9 protein-coding genes and 1 pseudogene are annotated in these 19502 nt (G+C 68.3%); 3 read left to right on the top strand and 7 right to left on the bottom strand.

The genetic code is table 11. The features are described 5' to 3' along the window. Window position 1 precedes the first annotated feature (1 nt). Complete coding sequence (locus tag ACIQ7Q_RS00840) at window positions 2-2752, top strand: poly(A) polymerase (protein WP_403854848.1); 2751 nt, start codon at window positions 2-4, stop codon at window positions 2750-2752. 144 nt (window positions 2753-2896) lie between these two features. Next, window positions 2897-3609 (top strand): annotated as a pseudogene (locus ACIQ7Q_RS00835) (S1 family peptidase). Between the two features lie 77 nt (window positions 3610-3686). Here the strand turns inward: ACIQ7Q_RS00835 and ACIQ7Q_RS00830 are convergent. Next, entirely contained in the window at window positions 3687-4271 is a 585-nt protein-coding gene (locus ACIQ7Q_RS00830; protein WP_403854845.1) for a hypothetical protein, read from the bottom strand. A 429-nt stretch (window positions 4272-4700) separates the two neighbouring features. On the opposite strand from ACIQ7Q_RS00830, the gene ACIQ7Q_RS00825 reads away from it, so the two are divergent. Continuing rightward, on the top strand, window positions 4701-6773 hold the full coding sequence (locus ACIQ7Q_RS00825) for a PIG-L family deacetylase (RefSeq protein ID WP_403854842.1): 2073 nt from the start codon (window positions 4701-4703) through the stop codon (window positions 6771-6773). Window positions 6774-6929: 156 nt separating this feature from the next. Here ACIQ7Q_RS00825 and tuf read toward each other — a convergent pair whose 3' ends face one another. The 6 genes from tuf to rpoB form a co-directional block, all read right to left on the bottom strand. Then, window positions 6930-8123 carry an elongation factor Tu gene (gene tuf, locus ACIQ7Q_RS00820; RefSeq protein ID WP_356631681.1) on the bottom strand — a complete coding sequence of 398 codons (1194 nt, stop codon included), beginning with the start codon at window positions 8121-8123 and terminating at the stop codon, window positions 6930-6932. A 147-nt stretch (window positions 8124-8270) separates the two neighbouring features. Beyond that, on the bottom strand, window positions 8271-10397 hold the full coding sequence (gene fusA, locus ACIQ7Q_RS00815) for an elongation factor G (RefSeq protein WP_356631683.1): 2127 nt from the start codon (window positions 10395-10397) through the stop codon (window positions 8271-8273). Window positions 10398-10435: 38 nt separating this feature from the next. Next, entirely contained in the window at window positions 10436-10906 is a 471-nt protein-coding gene (rpsG, locus tag ACIQ7Q_RS00810) for a 30S ribosomal protein S7 (RefSeq protein WP_147987673.1), read from the bottom strand. 2 nt (window positions 10907-10908) lie between these two features. Beyond that, window positions 10909-11280, bottom strand: a complete 372-nt coding sequence (rpsL, locus tag ACIQ7Q_RS00805) for a 30S ribosomal protein S12 (protein ID WP_003948652.1) — start codon at window positions 11278-11280, stop codon at window positions 10909-10911. A 516-nt stretch (window positions 11281-11796) separates the two neighbouring features. Then, window positions 11797-15702, bottom strand: a complete 3906-nt coding sequence (locus ACIQ7Q_RS00800; RefSeq protein ID WP_403854837.1) for a DNA-directed RNA polymerase subunit beta' — start codon at window positions 15700-15702, stop codon at window positions 11797-11799. Between the two features lie 131 nt (window positions 15703-15833). Then, window positions 15834-19316: a DNA-directed RNA polymerase subunit beta gene (gene rpoB, locus ACIQ7Q_RS00795; RefSeq protein WP_403854834.1), complete on the bottom strand. Its 3483-nt coding sequence runs from the start codon at window positions 19314-19316 to the stop codon at window positions 15834-15836. Between the last annotated feature and the right edge of the window lie 186 nt (window positions 19317-19502).

The raw sequence follows: 19502 nt of genomic DNA, 5'->3' as shown, positions 1-19502 counted from the left end.
GGTGCGTACGAGCGACGAGATCTACCACCGAGTGCGCTGGGACGCACGGTTCGACCCGGCCCGCTTCGTGATCGGCGTCCTGCAGCGCGGTGCCGCCCCCAAGCGCGTACCGCTGCCCGCGTTCGTGCCCGGCGGCGAGATTCCGTGGCACCGGGTCCTGTTCTTCGAGGCGGACGGCGAGCTCGTATGGGACCGGTCCACCGGCGTGGACCGCATCGACGACACCGACGCCGGGCGGGTACGGGAGGCGCGGCGGCTGCGGGCCCCGTTCTTCACCGCACGGACGCCGCACATCTGGGAGACGGACGGCTGGGTGCCCGCACGGACACCCAAAGGCGCGCGGGGAGGCCTGCGCGTACTGACCTGGAACACGCTCTGGGACCGCTACGACAGCGACCGCATCGACACCGTGCTGCGCCGGCCACTGCTGGTCGACGCCCTCCGCGACGCCGACGCCGACGTCATCGCCCTGCAGGAGGTGGAGCCCGCGCTCCTCACCCTGCTGCTGCGGGCGCCCTGGGTGCGCCGCGAATACACGCTCGGGACGGACCCCGCGGGGCGGGACGTCGACGAGTGCGGGCTGCTGCTGCTCAGCCGGCTGCCGGTTCGGGAGGTCGGCCACCACGTCCTCGGCCCGCACAAGGCCGTGACCGCTCTTGTCGTCGAAACCGGCCGCGGGCCGGTCACAGTCGCCGCGACGCACCTCAGCAGCGACCACTCCGAGGAAGGCGCGGCCCGGCGGGACACCGAACTGGCCCGTATCGCGGAGGGTTTGGCGAGTCTGGACGGGGACGTCGCCCTCGTGGGCGACTTCAACGACGGCGGCGACGGACCGACGACGGCCCTCGGTATGCGGGACGCCTGGAGCGATGTGCACGGAGCCGGGGACCGTACGCCGACGTTCGACCCGGTCACCAATCCCCTGGCCGCCGTCTCGTCGCTGTCGGGGCGGGTGTCGCGGCTGGACCGCGTACTGCTCCGGGCCGACGGCCTGAGGGCGGACTCCGCCGTCCTGCGCGGCCGGACTCCGACACCGCAAGGGCTGTTCATCTCCGACCACTTCGGAGTGGAGGTCGAGCTCGTTCCCGTCGGCGAGGGGCCGGCGGGCGGCGTCCTCGACGTACGGCCCACGGCCCGGACGGCCGTGGCATGGATCCCGCCCGCGGAGCTGTGGCCGCCGCTGCAGAACATCCGCCGCGACCACGACCCGCAGATCCTCCGCTGGCCGCCGCACGTCAACGTGCTCTTCGGCTTCGTCCCCGAGTCCGACTTCGAGGCGGCGGCCCCGCTGCTCGCCGAGGCGGCGACGGCGGTCGCACCGTTCGAGGCCCGGCTCGAAGGCGTGCACAGCTTCGGCCACCGGGAGGACGCGACCGTCTGGCTCGACCCGGCGGCGGCCGGGGAGCAGCCGTGGCAGGAGCTGCGCCGGACCCTTGAGCAGCGGTTCCCGCGTTGCCGGGGCCGCCGGGAGGGCTTCACTCCGCATCTGAGCCTGGGCCGGACGAAGGACCCGCAGCCGTTGACCGCCGAGTGCGCGGGCCGGCTGCCGTCACTGTCCGCCCGTGTGGGCGAGCTGGTCCTCCTGTCCCGCCGCGGCGACGAGCCGATGCGGGTACGGGCGACGGTGGCACTGGGCACGGGCGAGGTGCGGTGGATGCCGGACGAGGCTCCGCCCGTACACCGGGCCGGGGACGCGACCCGTACGGCGCGGCACGTCACGGAGGCGCTGTCCGAAGGGGCCGTCCATGTCGTCGGCTCACGGCGAATGGGCTGCGCTCTGCCGGGCGCCGACCTCGACCTGGTCTCGGCGCTGCCCGGCACACCGGAACTCGCGGATGTACGCGCCCGGTTGACGGCAGCCCTGCCCGAGGCGACGGACGTGCGGGAGGTGGTCGGCGCACGCGCCCCCGGGCTGCGGCTAAACGCCGGCGGGCTGAACGTGGACCTGGCCGTCGTCGCCACCGGGCCGGTCGCCCCGGACGAAGCGGTCGCCTTGCGGGATGAGTTGGGCGAGGACGCGGCCATCGCGCTGAGCGCGGTGAGCGACGCCGACGCGCTGCTCACCGCGGTCGGCGACCGTCGCGCAGCGTTCTCGCGGCTGGCGCGCGACGTCAAGGCGTGGGCGAGGGCCCGGGGCCTGGACTCGGCCCCGTTCGGCGGGCTGCCGGGCCTCGCGTGGTCCGTACTCGCGGCCCGTACCGTCCGGGAGGCCGATGACCCGGCGCCCGACGGACTGCTCCGCCAGTTCTTCGCGACGTGGGCGGCCTGGGACTGGCGCGAGCCGGTCGGCGGCGACGCGCCGCGTCCCGGCCTGCCGGTCACGATCTGGACCCCGACCGAGCCGGTACGCCCCTGCTCCGACCAGGTCACTGCCGGTATGCGCGACCTGATCGGCCAAGAGCTGTTCCGTGCCTGGGAGTTGCTGGAGTCACCCGCCCCCGCCGAACCGTTGCTCGCGCCACCCCCGCTGCACCGCCGCCACACGGCCTGGGCAGTGGTGACCGTCGCCGGCCCGGAGGAGGAGGGCCGGGTCCGCGGCCGGATGCGAGCCCTCCTGTCGGCGCTCCCCGAACCGGGCGTCCACGCCTGGCCCCGCTCCTTCGCGCACTCCCCCACCCGCTACGCCATCGGCCTCGGCCCGACCCCGCCGGACGCGGCCCGGCTCGCGGAACGCGCGGCCCCGTGGCTGCGGGGACTGGCGCGGACGACGGTGACGTACGCACCCGGCGGCGAGGTCCCGACGCTGCGCTGACGCACGGCGGACAAGCGCTGCCGCCCGGGCATAACACCGTGTTATGGCAGAACGCTATTACCCGACTCCGCCGTCCCTTGGCGATCCTGATGGCTCCTGGACACCCCCACGCGTCCCCGCGCGTGTCTTCGGAAATGAGGAGCCTTGCGAATAGCCAGGTTATTCAGGGCACTTGCGGCTGCCCTGCTGGCCGCCCTGACCATCGCGCCCACCGCTACGGCCGCCACGTCCTCGGCGCCCGTGCCCAGCGGCTCGCAGCCGATCATCGGCGGCGGCTATGCGCAGAACGCCCCCTGGGCGGCGCGCCTCTTCTCGAACGGCAGAGAGACCTGTTCGGCGACGATCACCGCGCCGACCTGGGTCCTGACCGAGCACTGCGTGACCGGCGGCGGACTGGCCTTCCGTATCGGCAGCCTCGACCAGCACAGCGGCGGCACCGTCGCGTACGGGACGCAGACCGTCACCCACGGCTCTGACCGGCGCTGGTCCGCCTCGACCACTCCGTGTCCGCGACCTACGCGCGGCTCGGGCAGCCGGGCTCGGTGTACGTCGGCCAGAACGTGCAGGTCTACGGCTGGGGCGCGACCTCCCGGTGCGGCTCCGAGGCCAACTGCCAGTCGCGCTACCTCAAGGTCGCGAACGTGACCGTCACCGGCGGATGCGGTGACGCCTACGGCGGCTCGGCGATCTGTGCCCGCCGTGGCGACGGCATCACCGCCGGCGGCGACTCCGGCGGCCCGATGATGGCGGGCGGCGTCCAGGTCGGCGTCGCCTCCACGAGCGACCGCCAGACCACTACGGCGTACACGAACGTCACGGCGTACCGCTCCTGGATCCGGTCCGTCGCGGGCGTGTGACCCCGCGCCCTGCAAAGTGGCCATCCGGCCCTCGCGTTGCCCCGCCCTCTCTCCCGGGCGGGGCAACTGCGGACTTTCTACTCCGATTCGAATCTTCCGTACGGCTGCAACTGCTCTCCAGAACCGCGCCATTCTCCGGGAGTCGGCTCGAAGGTGATCGGAACCTCGCTGTCCGTCTCGGCGATGAAATGCAGGTCCACCGTGTCCCAGACGAAGGCGTGTATGAAGTCGGCGAATCCTGCGTCAAAATGCCCGAGATCGAGACCTCGGCCGGGGCGGCCGGCGATCTTCCATTGGTCCGGATCTTCTGACGACACAACCCAATAGAGCACATCACCATTGCTCGTACGACCCCAAGGAAGCCAGCCGGACGGTTCAGGGTGAACAGGGAGGAGCACCGGAGTGCCGCTCAACTCACTCAGCGATGCGATCAACACCTGCTCATTGCGGAGGAGGCCACCCAGTTCGACATTAGCGTTCTCGATACCTGGGACCGCCACGAAAAGGTAGTCGTCGAAACAGCCTGGCCCGAACCAGTAGACGTACTCCTTGTAGTCAGCGGGAAGTCGGGTACCCAGCTCCCTCTCCGCTCGTTCCCAGTCCACGGCGTAACGCCGCGGGGCGGACAATCCGGCCGCCTCGGCCAGTTGGTCGATTCGCACAGCACCCCCCTTTAAGGCAGTCCATCCACCGATGGGCTGGACGGCCGGGACCAACGGCGACGCTTTCGGCATCGCACTGCCGCAACCGTAGTGGCCCTGATTCCGCAGCCGTGGTGGGGATCCGCAGTGGCTCCGATTCCGGCGCGGACCCCGCGCGGCGCGCCGAAGGGCAGCCGCCCCCGCGCCGCGAGTCAGATCGAACACATGGCAAACATCCAGGCAACCCCCCGCAGCCGCGCCCCGTCTAGTTGATCGCGGCTATCGGCTCGACCGACCCGGCCGCCACCTGGGGACATCACAGTACGCAGACGGGGGCACCGCCCGGCCGCTGCGGGGGGACCGGACGGAGCACCACACGTGGAAGACAGAGCTGTGTCAGGGCTGCGCGCAAGCAGGTCCCGGCCACGGCGGCGCAGTGTCGTCGCCGCGTTGACCGCCCTGACCGCGTCCGTCTCCGCCGCCGCGCTCACGTCGTGCTCGGTGCCCGCGCCCCGCCGCACCGGTCCGACCGCCGATCCCGCACCCGGCATGCCCATCGCCACCTCGCGGCGTGCGCAGCTGATGCAGATACTGGCGCACCCCGACGACGACCTGTACTTCATGAACCCGGACGCCCAGCAGATGCTGGATTCCGGCGTCCCCCTCGTATGCGTCTACGTCACCGCAGGCGAGCACAACGGTGTCAACCACATCCCCGGGCGGCCGGACGGCCCCGCCGACAAGGGGGCGTACTCCTCCGCCCGCCATCAGGGGCTGCGCCAGGCGTACGCGAGCCTGCTCGGCCTCGACAAGTTCACCGAGTGGCAGAAGGGCGTCGCCACCCTGCGCGGCGACCGGCGGGCCGAGATCAACACGCTCGCCGACGGCAACCGCCGCGTCGAACTGATCTTCCTGAACCTCTCGATGCACGCCCCTCGCCGCTGGACGGCCGTACCCAGCCTCTGGCAGGACCGTGCATCGAGCGTGCCGACCGCGATCACCGACGGCTCCCCCGTCCGGCGGGCCGACAGTTATGGCTACGACGACCTGACGGACGTCCTCGTCGGTCTGATGGAGCGGTACCGGCCCACCGTGATCCACACCCTCGATCCGGACCCGGACATCCAGTACAGCGACGAGGCGACCCGCAAGCGGGACAGCGAGCAGCCCGGCTACTCGGACCACGCCGACCACACCGCCGTCGCCTCGTTCAGCTGGGCGGCGATGGTGCGCTGGGTGGCTGCCGCCACCGAGGACGGCGGCGGCATACCGGCGTTCGTCGCCACCTCCTTCCGCGGCTACTACAACCGCCACTGGCCCAAGAACCTGCCGCCGCGGCTGATCGAGGAGAAGGCCGAGCATCTCGTCCCGTACGGCGGCGACCCCGCCTGGGAGTGCGGCAACAGCGGCGGCTGCGGCGACTACAACGTCGGCGGCCGGCGCCCGTTGACCAACAAGAAGGGCTGGGTGCGCTCGACCCACCACCGCTACCCGGGCGCCCGCCCCGCCGTTGCCACGGAGCCCGACGGCCGGCTCTCCGCGTACGGGGTCCTGGGCCTGCGGGCGGTCCGCTGGCGCGAGACCCTGCCGGGCAGCGGCCGGTGGAGCGAACCGGACGACCTCGGCGGCGGCCCGCTGGCGCCCGCGCTGGGAGCAACCGCCCTCGAGGACGGCCGCGAGCTCCTCTTCGCCCTGCGCTTCTCCGCGATCAGCGGACACGGCGGGAGCAACACCCGGGAGATCGTGCTGCTGGAGCAGCGCTCCGCGGGCGGCGCGTTCCGTGCCTGGCGAGGCCTCGGCAACCCGGAGCACACCGACGACCGGGGCCGGCGCATCGGCGTGCCGGTGGCCGTCACCGCACCCGACGGCCGTGTCCATCTGTTCGTGCGCAACGCGGACAAGGGCGTCAGCACCAGGGTCCGCGGCGCGGACGGCCGCTGGAGCGGCTGGCAGACACTCGACGGCGCCGCCGAGATACAGGACGGCCTGTCCACCGTGGTGGACGGCACCGGGCGGGTCCACGTCTTCGGCGCGGGCCACGACACCGTTCACCACTGGACCCAGGAGGCCCCCGGCCGTCCTCTGCGCCACCGGCCCGCCGGACGGCTGCCGGCCGCGGTCGGCACCCCCGCGGCGCTGGCCGACGCGGAGGGCTCCGTGCAGCTGCTGTACCGCACGGAGCTGCCCTGGAAGCGGGTCTCGAGCCGGGACTCGCGCGGCAGCGCCTCCCCGGAGCTGAGCCGGCTGAGCGCGGGCGGCGAACGGCTGCCCGCCGTCGCCTTCGAGGGGTACGGCCCGGTCGGCGCGGCAGGCGGCCCCGACGGGCTCGCCCTGCTCGGCAGGGACCTGCGCGGACGGATCCAGCTGCGCTTCGAGGGCCGGTTGTTGACGCGCGAGGCGGGGCCGGTGGCGCTCGACACCCCCACGCTGGACCTCACCGCCGCGGGGGTCACGGTCGTCGGCCTGGGACCGGACGCGCACCCGTGGATCTGGTCGCCGCCGACGGGCAGCGCGGCGGGATAAAGCCTCCCTGGGATGCTGCCGGGCTCGCGCGCCCCCGGCCGCAGGGCAGATGCGCGACCCGACCCCCCACCGACGCCACGCATGACGAAGGGCCCCGCACCTGACGGTGCGGGGCCCTTCTTGCAGCTCAGCGAGCTACCAGGTCAAACCACCGAACTACTTGGTGATCTTGGTGACCTGGCCGGCGCCCACGGTCCGGCCACCCTCACGGATGGCGAACTTCAGGCCCTCTTCCATGGCGACCGGCTGAATCAGCTGGACGGACATCTGGGTGTTGTCGCCCGGCATGACCATCTCGGTGCCCTCGGGGAGGGTCACAACACCGGTCACGTCAGTCGTACGGAAGTAGAACTGCGGACGGTAGTTGTTGAAGAACGGCGTGTGCCGGCCACCCTCGTCCTTGGACAGGATGTAGGCCTGGGCCTCGAACTCGGTGTGCGGCGTGACCGAACCGGGCTTGATGATGACCTGGCCGCGCTCGACGTCCTCGCGCTTGATGCCACGGAGGAGCAGACCGACGTTCTCACCGGCCTGGCCCTCGTCGAGCAGCTTGCGGAACATCTCGATGCCGGTGACCGTGGTGGTGGTCTTCTCCTGCTTGATACCGACGATGTCGACGGTCTCGTTGACCTTGAGAACACCACGCTCGATACGGCCGGTGACGACGGTGCCACGACCGGTGATCGTGAAGACGTCCTCGATCGGCATCAGGAACGGCTTGTCGACGTCACGCTCGGGCTGCGGGATCGCCTCGTCGACGGCGGCCATCAGGTTCAGGACCGACTGGCCCCACTCCTTGTCGCCCTCGAGAGCCTTGAGCGCCGAGACCTTGACGACCGGCAGGTCGTCGCCCGGGAACTCGTACTCGGAGAGGAGCTCACGCACCTCGAGCTCGACGAGCTCCAGGATCTCCTCGTCGTCCACCATGTCGGCCTTGTTCAGGGCGACGACAATGTACGGAACGCCGACCTGGCGGGCCAGGAGCACGTGCTCCTTGGTCTGCGGCATCGGGCCGTCGGTGGCCGCGACCACGAGGATGGCGCCGTCCATCTGCGCCGCACCCGTGATCATGTTCTTGATGTAGTCCGCGTGACCGGGGCAGTCGACGTGGGCGTAGTGACGCGACTCGGTCTGGTACTCGACGTGCGCGATGGAGATGGTGATACCGCGCTGGCGCTCCTCAGGAGCCTTGTCGATCTGGTCGAAGGCCGAGGCCTCGTTCAGGTCCGGGTACGCGTCGTGCAGCACCTTGGTAATGGCGGCCGTGAGGGTCGTCTTACCGTGGTCGATGTGACCGATGGTGCCGATGTTGACGTGCGGCTTAGTCCGCTCGAACTTCGCCTTCGCCACTGGGGTCCTCCTGGAGTGGTTCTGAACGCCTTGCTTCATCGGCGCCAGGTGATCTTTGCTGGGATGCCAGCCGCCGGGATCCGGTCCTCGGTTTCGGGGGCGAACCCCGGCGGATGGTGTCAAGCCTAAAGCGTGGGCTCGGAAGAGTTACTCGCCCTTGGCCTTCGCGATGATCTCCTCGGCGACGTTCCGCGGAACCTCGGCGTAGGAGTCGAACTGCATCGAGTAGCTTGCGCGACCCGAGGTCTTGCTGCGGAGGTCTCCGACGTAGCCGAACATCTCCGAGAGGGGCACGAGGCCCTTCACGACGCGAGCGCCGCTGCGCTCCTCCATGGCCTGAATCTGACCACGGCGGGAGTTGATGTCGCCGATGACCTCACCCATGTAGTCCTCGGGCGTGGTGACCTCGACGGACATCATCGGCTCGAGCAGTACGGGCGAAGCCTTGCGCGCGGCCTCCTTGAAGGCCTGCGAACCGGCAATCTTGAAGGCGAGCTCGGAGGAGTCGACCTCGTGGTAGCCACCGTCGAGAAGAATGACGCGAACGCCGGTCATCTCGTAGCCGGCCAGGATGCCGAACTGCATGGCCTCCTGCGCACCCGCGTCCACCGAAGGGATGTACTCCTTGGGGATGCGGCCACCGGTCACCTTGTTCACGAACTCGTACGAGGCGTCGCCGCCCTCGATCGGCTCGATCGCGATCTGCACCTTGGCGAACTGACCGGTACCACCGGTCTGCTTCTTGTGGGTGTAGTCGTGACGCTCGACGGTCTTGCGGATCGTCTCGCGGTAGGCGACCTGCGGCTTGCCGACGTTGGCCTCGACCTTGAACTCGCGGCGCATACGGTCGACGAGCACGTCGAGGTGAAGCTCGCCCATACCACCGATGATGGTCTGGCCGGTCTCCTCGTCCGAGTGAACCTGGAAGGAGGGGTCCTCCTCCGCGAGACGCTGGATGGCGACACCCAGCTTCTCCTGGTCACCCTTGGACTTGGGCTCGATCGCGACCTGAATGACCGGCGCCGGGAAGTCCATGGACTCCAGGATCACCGGGTTCTTCTCGTCGCACAGCGTCTCACCGGTGGTGGTCTGCTTCAGGCCCATGACGGCGACGATGTCGCCGGCGCCCACCGCGTCGATCTCCTCACGCTTGTTCGCGTGCATGCGGTAGATCTTGCCGATGCGCTCCTTCTTGCCCTTGACGGAGTTCAGCACCGAGGTGCCGGCCTCCAGGCGACCCGAGTAGACCCGGATGAAGGTGAGCTTGCCGAGGTGCGGGTCGCTCGCGATCTTAAACGCGAGGGCCGACAGCGGCTCGGACTCGGACGGCTTGCGCGAGACGACCTGCTCCGCGTCCTTCACGTCGTGACCCTCGATGGCCTCGACGTCCAGGGGGGAGGGGAGGTAGCGCACGACCGCGTCGAGCAGGGGCTGGACGCCCTTGTTCTTGAACGCGGTGCCACAGAACACCGGGGTGACCGTGGTGTCGCCGCCCTTGCCGGAGGCAATGGTGATGCGACGGATCGCGGCGTAGAGCTGCTCCTCGGTGGGCTCCTGGCCCTCGAGGAAGAGCTCCATGATCTCTTCGTCGTTCTCGGCGACGGTCTCGACCAGCTTGCCGCGCCACTCCTCGGCGGCCTCGGCGTGGGTGGCCGGGATGTCGACGACGTCGTACATCTCGCCCTTGGTGGCCTCGGCGGACCAGACAAGAGCCTTCATACGAACGAGGTCGACGACGCCCTTGAAGTCGGCCTCGGCACCGATCGGGAGCTGCATGACGATCGGGGTCGCACCGAGGCGGCTCACGATCATGTCGACACAGCGGTGGAACTCCGCACCGGTGCGGTCGAGCTTGTTGACGAAGCAGATGCGCGGCACGCCGTAACGGTCGGCCTGGCGCCACACCGTCTCGGACTGCGGCTCCACACCGGCGACACCGTCGAACACGGTCACGGCGCCGTCGAGGACGCGGAGCGAACGCTCCACCTCGACGGTGAAGTCGACGTGACCCGGGGTGTCGATGATGTTGATGGTGTGGTCGACGTCCTCGAGCGGCCAGTGACAGGTCGTCGCGGCGGACGTGATGGTGATGCCGCGCTCCTGCTCCTGCTCCATCCAGTCCATCGTGGCAGCGCCGTCGTGGACCTCACCGATCTTGTAGCTCACACCGGTGTAGAACAGGATGCGCTCGGTGGTCGTCGTCTTGCCCGCGTCGATGTGGGCCATGATCCCGATGTTGCGGACCTTGGCCAGGTCAAGCGAAGTGGTGGCCATAAGGCTCAATCTTCTCTCGGTCTCGATGTGGGTAGCGACTACCAGCGGTAGTGCGCGAAGGCCTTGTTGGACTCGGCCATCTTGTGCGTGTCCTCACGCTTCTTGACCGAAGCGCCGAGGCCGTTGGAGGCGTCGAGCAGTTCGTTCATGAGGCGCTCGGTCATGGTCTTCTCGCGGCGGGCGCGGGAGTAACCCACGACCCAGCGCAGCGCGAGGGTGGCGGCACGACCGGGCTTGACCTCGATCGGCACCTGGTAGGTGGCACCACCGACACGGCGGGACTTGACCTCGAGAGACGGCTTGACGTTCTCGAGGGCGCGCTTCAGCGTGATGACCGGGTCGGCGCCGGTCTTCTCGCGGAGGCCTTCCATGGCGCCGTAGACGATGCGCTCAGCGGTGGAACGCTTGCCGTTGAGCAGGATCTTGTTGATGAGCGAGGTCACCAGAGGAGAACCGTAAACCGGGTCGATGATGACCGGGCGCTTCGGGGCGGGGCCCTTACGAGGCATTCTTACTTCTCCTTCTTGGCGCCGTAGCGGCTGCGGGCCTGCTTGCGGTTCTTGACACCCTGGGTGTCCAGGGAACCGCGGATGATCTTGTAACGAACACCCGGCAGGTCCTTCACACGGCCACCACGCACGAGCACGATGGAGTGCTCCTGCAGGTTGTGTCCCTCACCCGGGATGTAGGCCGTGACCTCGATGCCGGAGGTCAGACGCACACGCGCGACCTTACGGAGGGCCGAGTTCGGCTTCTTCGGGGTGGTCGTGAACACACGCGTGCAGACGCCGCGGCGCTGAGGAGAACCCTCAAGTGCGGGCGTCTTGTTCTTCTCGACCTTGTCCTGCCGGCCCTTGCGGACCAGCTGCTGGATCGTAGGCACTACTTCTCCGGTTTCTGTGTGCCGTCAGTGAAGCTAACCTGGAACGTCGCCGACCCACGCGGTCGGGTGTGTCGAATACTGCGCACCCCCGCCGCCAGGGCGGAAAGGGCACAGATTGCGGTGGCCGGTCTAGGACTCGCCATGCGGCAGAGGACACGCACACGAGCCCAGGCACACCCCAGGCACAAGGTCTGAGCGTACCTACCGCATGGACTCCGGTCAAAACAAATGCCCACGCACGGCCGCCGTCTGCCCAGCGAGGACGTCCCGAGAGCCCCTTTCGGCCCTCTGCCAGGTGAAGGCGCGGGGCCAGGCGGGCCGTACCGGCACGGCCCGGTGCGGGCTCCACGGGTGGCGGAGGACGAGGTACGGGGTCCCCACCGGCTGCCGGGCCCGCGTCGGCTGCCAGCCGTACCCAGGCACCGCCGTCGTGCCGGAACGGCCTCACCGCACCGGTCCCCTGCCAACGCCGGAAGGGCGGCCACCCACGGGGTGACCGCCCTTCCTCACGCGCTTCTACTGGTTGTACGGACCGTAGTCGTAGTCCTCCAGCGGAACGGCCTGGCCGGAGCCCGTGCCGAACGGCGAGTAGTCGATGTCGTCGTAGCCGACGGCCGAGTACATCGCGGCCTTGGCCTCCTCGGTCGGCTCGACCCGGATGTTGCGGTAGCGGGACAGGCCCGTACCGGCCGGGATGAGCTTACCGATGATGACGTTCTCCTTGAGGCCGATCAGGGAGTCGGACTTGGCGTTGATCGCCGCGTCCGTCAGAACCCTGGTCGTCTCCTGGAAGGACGCCGCCGACAGCCACGACTCGGTCGCCAGCGAGGCCTTGGTGATACCCATCAGCTGCGGACGGCCGGAGGCGGGGTGACCGCCCTCGGTGACCACACGACGGTTCTCGGTCTCGAACTTCGAACGCTCGACCAGCTCGCCCGGCAGCAGCTCCGCGTCGCCGGACTCGATGATCGTCACACGGCGCAGCATCTGCCGGATGATGATCTCGATGTGCTTGTCGTGGATCGACACACCCTGCGAGTTGTAGACCTTCTGGACCTCGCCGACCAGGTGGACCTGGACCGCGCGCTGACCGAGGATCCGCAGCACGTCGTGCGGGTTGGTGGCGCCCACGGTGAGCTTCTGGCCCACCTCGACGTGGTCGCCCTCGCCGACCAGCAGACGGGCACGCTTCGAGATCGGGAACGCCGTCTCGTCGCTGCCGTCGTCCGGGGTGACGACGATCTTCTTGGTCTTCTCGGTCTCCTCGATACGGATGCGGCCGGCCGCCTCCGAGATCGGGGCGACACCCTTGGGCGTACGAGCCTCGAAGAGCTCGACGACACGGGGCAGACCCTGGGTGATGTCGTCACCGGCCACACCACCGGTGTGGAAGGTACGCATCGTCAGCTGCGTACCGGGCTCACCGATGGACTGGGCGGCGATGATGCCGACCGCCTCACCGATGTCGACCAGCTTGCCGGTCGCGAGCGAGCGGCCGTAGCAGTACGCACAGGTGCCGACAGCGGATTCACAGGTCAGGACCGAACGGGTCTTGACCTCCTCGACGCCGGCCGCGACGACCGCGTCGATGAGCACGTCGCCCAGGTCGACGTTGGCAGGCGCGATGACCTTGCCGTCGACGACGACGTCCTCGGCGAGCATGCGGGCGTACACGGAGGTCTCGACGTCCTCCGCCTTGCGCAGCACGCCGTCGGCGCCGCGCTCGGCGATCCGCAGCTTGAGGCCGCGGTCGGTGCCGCAGTCCTCTTCGCGGATGATGACGTCCTGCGAGACGTCCACCAGACGACGGGTGAGGTAACCCGAGTCGGCGGTACGCAGAGCGGTGTCCGCCAGACCCTTACGGGCACCGTGCGTGGAGATGAAGTACTCCAGCACGGACAGACCCTCGCGGAAGGACGCCTTGATCGGACGCGGGATGGTCTCGTTCTTGGCGTTCGACACCAGACCACGCATACCGGCGATCTGACGCATCTGCATCATGTTTCCACGAGCACCCGAGTTGACCATCATGAAGATGGGGTTGGTCTTCGGGAAGTTCGCGTTCATCGCCTCGGCAACCTCGTTGGTCGCCTTGGTCCAGATCGCGATGAGCTCCTGGGTGCGCTCGTCCTTGGTGATCAGACCGCGCTCGTACTGCTTCTGGACCTTCTCGTCCTGCTCCTCGTAGCCCTTGACGATCGCCTTCTTCGCCTCGGGAACGACGACGTCGGAGATGGCCACGGTGACACCGGAACGGGTCGCCCAGTAGAAGCCGGCCGCCTTCAGGTTGTCGAGCGTCGCCGCCACGATGACCTTGGGGTAGCGCTCGGCGAGGTCGTTGACGATCTCGGAGAGCTGCTTCTTGCCCACCGAGTAGTCGACGAACGGGTAGTCCTCGGGCAGCAGCTCGTTGAAGAGCGCGCGGCCCAGGGTCGTGCGCAGACGGAACGAGTCCCCCTGCTGCCACGTGCCCTCGCCGGCCTCGTCCTCGTCCGCCGGCGGCGTCCAGCCGCGCGGCGGGATGGTGCCGACCGGGAAGCGGATGTCGATCTTCGCCTGGAGCGAGAGCTCCCGGGCGTCGAACGCCATGATCGCCTCGGCGGTGGAACCGAAGGACCGGCCCTCGCCGATGACCTTGCGCTCCTCCTCGTCCGTGGTGAGGAAGAAGAGGCCCAGCACCATGTCCTGGGTCGGCATGGTCACCGGACGGCCGTCGGCCGGCTTGAGGATGTTGTTCGAGGACAGCATCAGGATGCGGGCCTCGGCCTGCGCCTCCGCGGACAGCGGCAGGTGCACGGCCATCTGGTCACCGTCGAAGTCCGCGTTGAACGCGGTGCAGACGAGCGGGTGGATCTGGATGGCTTTGCCCTCGACCAGCTGCGGCTCGAAGGCCTGGATGCCGAGGCGGTGCAGGGTGGGCGCACGGTTCAGCAGCACCGGGTGCTCGGCGATGACCTCTTCGAGGACGTCGTACACGACGGTGCGGCCACGCTCGACCATGCGCTTGGCCGACTTGATGTTCTGCGCGTGGTTCAGGTCGACCAGGCGCTTCATCACGAACGGCTTGAAGAGCTCCAGCGCCATGGCCTTGGGCAGACCGCACTGGTGCAGCTTGAGCTGCGGGCCGACGACGATGACGGAACGCGCCGAGTAGTCGACTCGCTTACCGAGCAGGTTCTGACGGAAGCGGCCCTGCTTGCCCTTCAGCATGTCGCTGAGGGACTTCAGCGGACGGTTGCCGGGGCCCGTGACCGGGCGACCACGACGGCCGTTGTCGAAGAGGGCGTCGACCGCCTCCTGGAGCATCCGCTTCTCGTTGTTCACGATGATCTCGGGGGCACCGAGGTCGAGCAGACGCTTCAGACGGTTGTTGCGGTTGATCACACGGCGGTACAGGTCGTTCAGGTCGGAGGTTGCGAAGCGGCCACCGTCGAGCTGCACCATCGGACGCAGGTCCGGCGGGATGACCGGCACGCAGTCGAGCACCATGCCCTTGGGGCTGTTGCTGGTCTGCAGGAACGCGGAGACGACCTTGAGGCGCTTGAGCGCACGGGTCTTCTTCTGGCCCTTGCCGGTACGGATGATCTCGCGGAGACGCTCGGCCTCCTCGTCGAGGTCGAAGGACTCCAGGCGCTTCTGCAGCGCCGCGGCACCCATCGAACCGTCGAAGTACGTGCCGAAGCGGTCACGCAGCTCGCGGTAGAGCAGCTCGTCGCCCTCGAGGTCCTGGACCTTGAGGTTCTTGAAGCGGTTCCACACCTCGTCGAGACGGTCGATCTCGCGCTGGGCACGGTCGCGCAGCTGCTTCATCTCACGCTCGGCGCCTTCGCGCACCTTGCGGCGCACGTCGGCCTTGGCACCCTCGGCCTCGAGCTCGGCCAGGTCCGTCTCGAGCTTCTTGGCGCGGGCCTCGAGGTCGGCGTCGCGGCGGTTCTCGACCTGCTGGCGCTCGACGGAGACGTGGGCCTCCAGCGAGGGCAGGTCACGCGTGCGGCGCTCCTCGTCCACGAACGTGATCATGTACGCGGCGAAGTAGATGACCTTCTCGAGGTCCTTCGGCGCCAGGTCCAGCAGGTAGCCGAGGCGCGACGGAACGCCCTTGAAGTACCAGATGTGGGTGACGGGAGCGGCAAGCTCGATGTGGCCCATCCGCTCACGGCGCACCTTGGCGCGTGTGACCTCGACGCCACAGCGCTCACAGATGATGCCCTTGAAGCGGACGCGCTTGTACTTGCCGCAGTAGCACTCCCAGTCCCGGGTCGGACCGAAGATCTTCTCGCAGAAGAGTCCGTCCTTCTCGGGCTTGAGCGTGCGGTAGTTGATGGTCTCGGGCTTCTTGACCTCGCCGTGGGACCAGGTCCGGATGTCGTCCGCGGTGGCAAGGCCGATCCGCAGCTCGTCGAAGAAGTTGACGTCGAGCACTGTGCGTCAATCCCTCTTTCGGGGTCGTGTCTCAATCAAGTGGTCTGATGGGGGTCCCTCCACGCCCGGGGGCGTAGGGGGAGGGTCCGGGGACGACCGGGGCTCCTTGGCGGGAGCCCCGGCCAGGCCCGTCAGACCTCTTCGACGCTGCTCGGCTCGCGCCGGGACAGGTCGATACCGAGCTCTTCCGCAGCGCGGAAGACGTCCTCGTCCGTGTCGCGCATCTCGATGGACATACCGTCCGACGAGAGCACCTCCACGTTGAGGCAGAGCGACTGCATTTCCTTGATGAGCACCTTGAAGGACTCGGGAATGCCGGGCTCGGGGATGTTCTCGCCCTTGACGATGGCCTCGTAGACCTTCACGCGGCCGGTCACGTCGTCGGACTTGATCGTCAGCAGCTCCTGGAGTGCGTAGGCGGCGCCGTACGCCTCCAGCGCCCACACCTCCATCTCACCGAATCGCTGGCCACCGAACTGGGCCTTACCACCCAGCGGCTGCTGGGTGATCATCGAGTACGGACCGGTCGAACGGGCGTGGAGCTTGTCGTCGACCAGGTGGTGGAGCTTGAGGATGTACATGTACCCGATCGAGATCGGGTCCGGGAACGGCTCGCCGGAGCGGCCGTCGAACAGGTTGGCCTTGCCGGAGGGCTGGACCATCCGGTTGCCGTCGCGGTTCGGGATCGTGGACTCGAAGAGACCGGCGATCTCGTCCTCGCGGGCGCCGTCGAAGACCGGGGTGGCGACGTTCGTGCCGGGCGCGACGTCGTCGGCGCCAATGGCCTGCAGCCGCTGCATCCACTCCTCGCTGCCCTCGACCTTCCAGCCCTGGCTGGCGAGCCAGCCGAGGTGGATCTCGAGAACCTGTCCCGGGTTCATTCGGGACGGGACACCCAGCGGGTTGAGGATGATGTCGACCGGGGTGCCGTCCTCCAGGAACGGCATGTCCTCGATCGGCAGGATCTTCGAGATGACGCCCTTGTTGCCGTGACGGCCGGCGAGCTTGTCACCGTCGGTGATCTTGCGCTTCTGGGCGACGTAGACGCGGACCAGCTGGTTCACGCCCGGAGGAAGCTCGTCGCCCTCCTCACGGTCGAAGACGCGGACGCCGATGACCTTGCCGGTCTCGCCGTGCGGCACCTTCAGCGAGGTGTCACGGACCTCGCGCGCCTTCTCACCGAAGATCGCGCGGAGCAGACGCTCCTCGGGGGTCAGCTCGGTCTCACCCTTGGGCGTGACCTTGCCGACGAGGATGTCGCCGGCGACGACCTCGGCACCGATACGGATGATGCCGCGCTCGTCGAGGTCGGCGAGGACCTCCTCGGAGACGTTCGGGATGTCCCGGGTGATCTCCTCGGGGCCGAGCTTGGTGTCACGGGCGTCGACCTCGTGCTCCTCGATGTGGATCGAGGAGAGGACGTCGTCCTGCACGAGGCGCTGCGACAGGATGATCGCGTCCTCGTAGTTGTGACCCTCCCACGGCATGAACGCCACGAGCAGGTTCTTGCCGAGCGCCATCTCACCGTTCTCGGTGGCGGGGCCGTCGGCGAGGACCTGGCCCTCGATGACGCGGTCGCCCTCGGAGACGACGACCTTCTGGTTGACCGAGGTGCCCTGGTTGGAGCGGGAGAACTTCGCGATGCGGTACGTGGTGTACGTGCCGTCATCGTTCGCGACGGTGACGTAGTCGGCCGAAACCTCCTGGATCACACCGTCCTTCTCGGCCTTGATGACGTCGCCGGCGTCGGTGGCACAGCGGTACTCCATGCCGGTGCCGACGAGCGGGGCCTCCGCCTTGATGAGCGGAACGGCCTGACGCATCATGTTCGCGCCCATGAGGGCACGGTTGGCGTCGTCGTGCTCGAGGAACGGGATCATGGCCGTCGCGACCGACACCATCTGGCGCGGCGAGACGTCCATGTAGTCGACCTCGGTCGGCGGCACGTAGTCGACCTCGCCACCACGGCGGCGGACCAGGACGCGGGCCTCGGTGAACCGGAGCTCGTCGTTCAGGGTCGCGTTCGCCTGGGCGATGACGAAGCGGTCCTCCTCGTCGGCGGTCAGGTAGTCCACCTCGTCGGTGACCTGGCCGTCGGTGACCTTGCGGTACGGCGTCTCGACGAAGCCGAACGCGTTGACCCGGCCGTAGGAGGCGAGCGAGCCGATCAGACCGATGTTCGGGCCTTCAGGGGTCTCGATCGGGCACATGCGGCCGTAGTGCGACGGGTGCACGTCACGGACCTCGAAGCCGGCCCGCTCACGGGACAGACCACCCGGGCCAAGCGCCGACAGACGGCGCTTGTGGGTGAGACCCGACAGCGGGTTGTTCTGGTCCATGAACTGCGACAGCTGGCTGGTGCCGAAGAACTCCTTGATGGAGGCGACGACGGGCCGGATGTTGATCAGGGTCTGCGGCGTGATCGCCTCGACGTCCTGGGTCGTCATGCGCTCACGCACGACGCGCTCCATACGAGCCAGACCCGTGCGGACCTGGTTCTGGATGAGCTCGCCGACGTTGCGCAGACGACGGTTGCCGAAGTGGTCGATGTCGTCGGTCTCGACAACGATCTGCGTGCCGGACTCGCCAACGGTCTCGGTCTCGCCGGCGTGCAGCTTGACCAGGTACTTGATGGTGGCGATGACGTCGTCGGTGGTGAGCACCCCGGCGTCCAGCGGCTCGTCGGCGCCGAGCTTCTTGTTCACCTTGTAGCGGCCGACCTTGGCGAGGTCGTAGCGCTTCGGGTTGAAGTAGAGGTTCTCGAGCAGCGTCTGAGCGGCCTCACGGGTCGGCGGCTCGCCCGGACGGAGCTTGCGGTAGATGTCGAGCAGCGCGTCGTCCTGGCCCTGGGTGTGGTCCTTCTCCAGGGTGGCGCGCATGGACTCGTACTCGCCGAACTCCTCGAGGATCTGCTCGGTGGTCCAACCGAGAGCCTTGAGCAGGACGGTGACGGACTGCTTGCGCTTGCGGTCGATGCGGACACCGACCATGTCGCGCTTGTCGATCTCCATCTCCAGCCAGGCACCCCGGGACGGGATGATCTTGGCGGTGAAGATGTCCTTGTCGGACGTCTTGTCGATCGAGGAGTCGAAGTAGACACCCGGCGAGCGGACGAGCTGCGACACGACGACACGCTCGGTGCCGTTGATGACGAAGGTGCCCTTGTTGGTCATGAGCGGGAAGTCGCCCATGAAGACCGTCTGGGACTTGATCTCGCCGGTCTCGTTGTTGGTGAACTCGGCGGTGACGAAGAGCGGGGCGGCGTACGTGAAGTCGCGCTCCTTGCACTCGTCGATCGAGTTCTTCGGAGGCTCGAAACGGTGGTCGCGGAAGGTCAGCGACATCGACCCGGAGAAGTCCTCGATCGGGGAGATCTCCTCGAAGATCTCTTCCAGACCGGACTTGGTGGGGACGTCCTGTCCGCTTTCGAGAGCCGCCTCGACACGAGCCTTCCATGCGGCATTGCCGAGCAGCCAGTCAAAGCTCTCGGTCTGCAGCGCGAGGAGGTTCGGAACCTCGAGGGGCTCCTTGATCTTTGCAAAGGAGATGCGCAGCGGGGCAGTGCTTGCGCCGTTGTTCGTATTCGCGGTCGAGGCGTTGCGCGAGGCGGCCAAGAGGGGGTCCTTCCGAGGGCTCGGACTCACTACGCGCGTACCGGTCCCATGCTGTGCACGGAGGGAGAAGCCCCAGCTGGGGGGTGTCTACATCCGATGCTCAAACGTGGGGGTGCCCCTGGTGACGGGCAGGAGGCAGCTAACAGGCAGCGCAAAGGGTCAGTGTAGCCACTCGGCACACTGATG

Source organism: Streptomyces sp. NPDC096176 (genome assembly GCF_044763255.1).
Classification (GTDB): domain Bacteria; phylum Actinomycetota; class Actinomycetes; order Streptomycetales; family Streptomycetaceae; genus Streptomyces.
This window is presented reverse-complemented; position numbering and strand designations above follow the sequence as displayed.

Bases quoted from the DNA above. Each gene is read 5' to 3' on its own strand.
- fusA (WP_356631683.1), bottom strand. From the start codon at position 10,397: ATGGCCACCACTTCGCTTGACCTGGCCAAGGTCCGCAACATCGGGATC.
- rpsG (WP_147987673.1), bottom strand. From the start codon at position 10,906: ATGCCTCGTAAGGGCCCCGCCCCGAAGCGCCCGGTCATCATCGACCCG.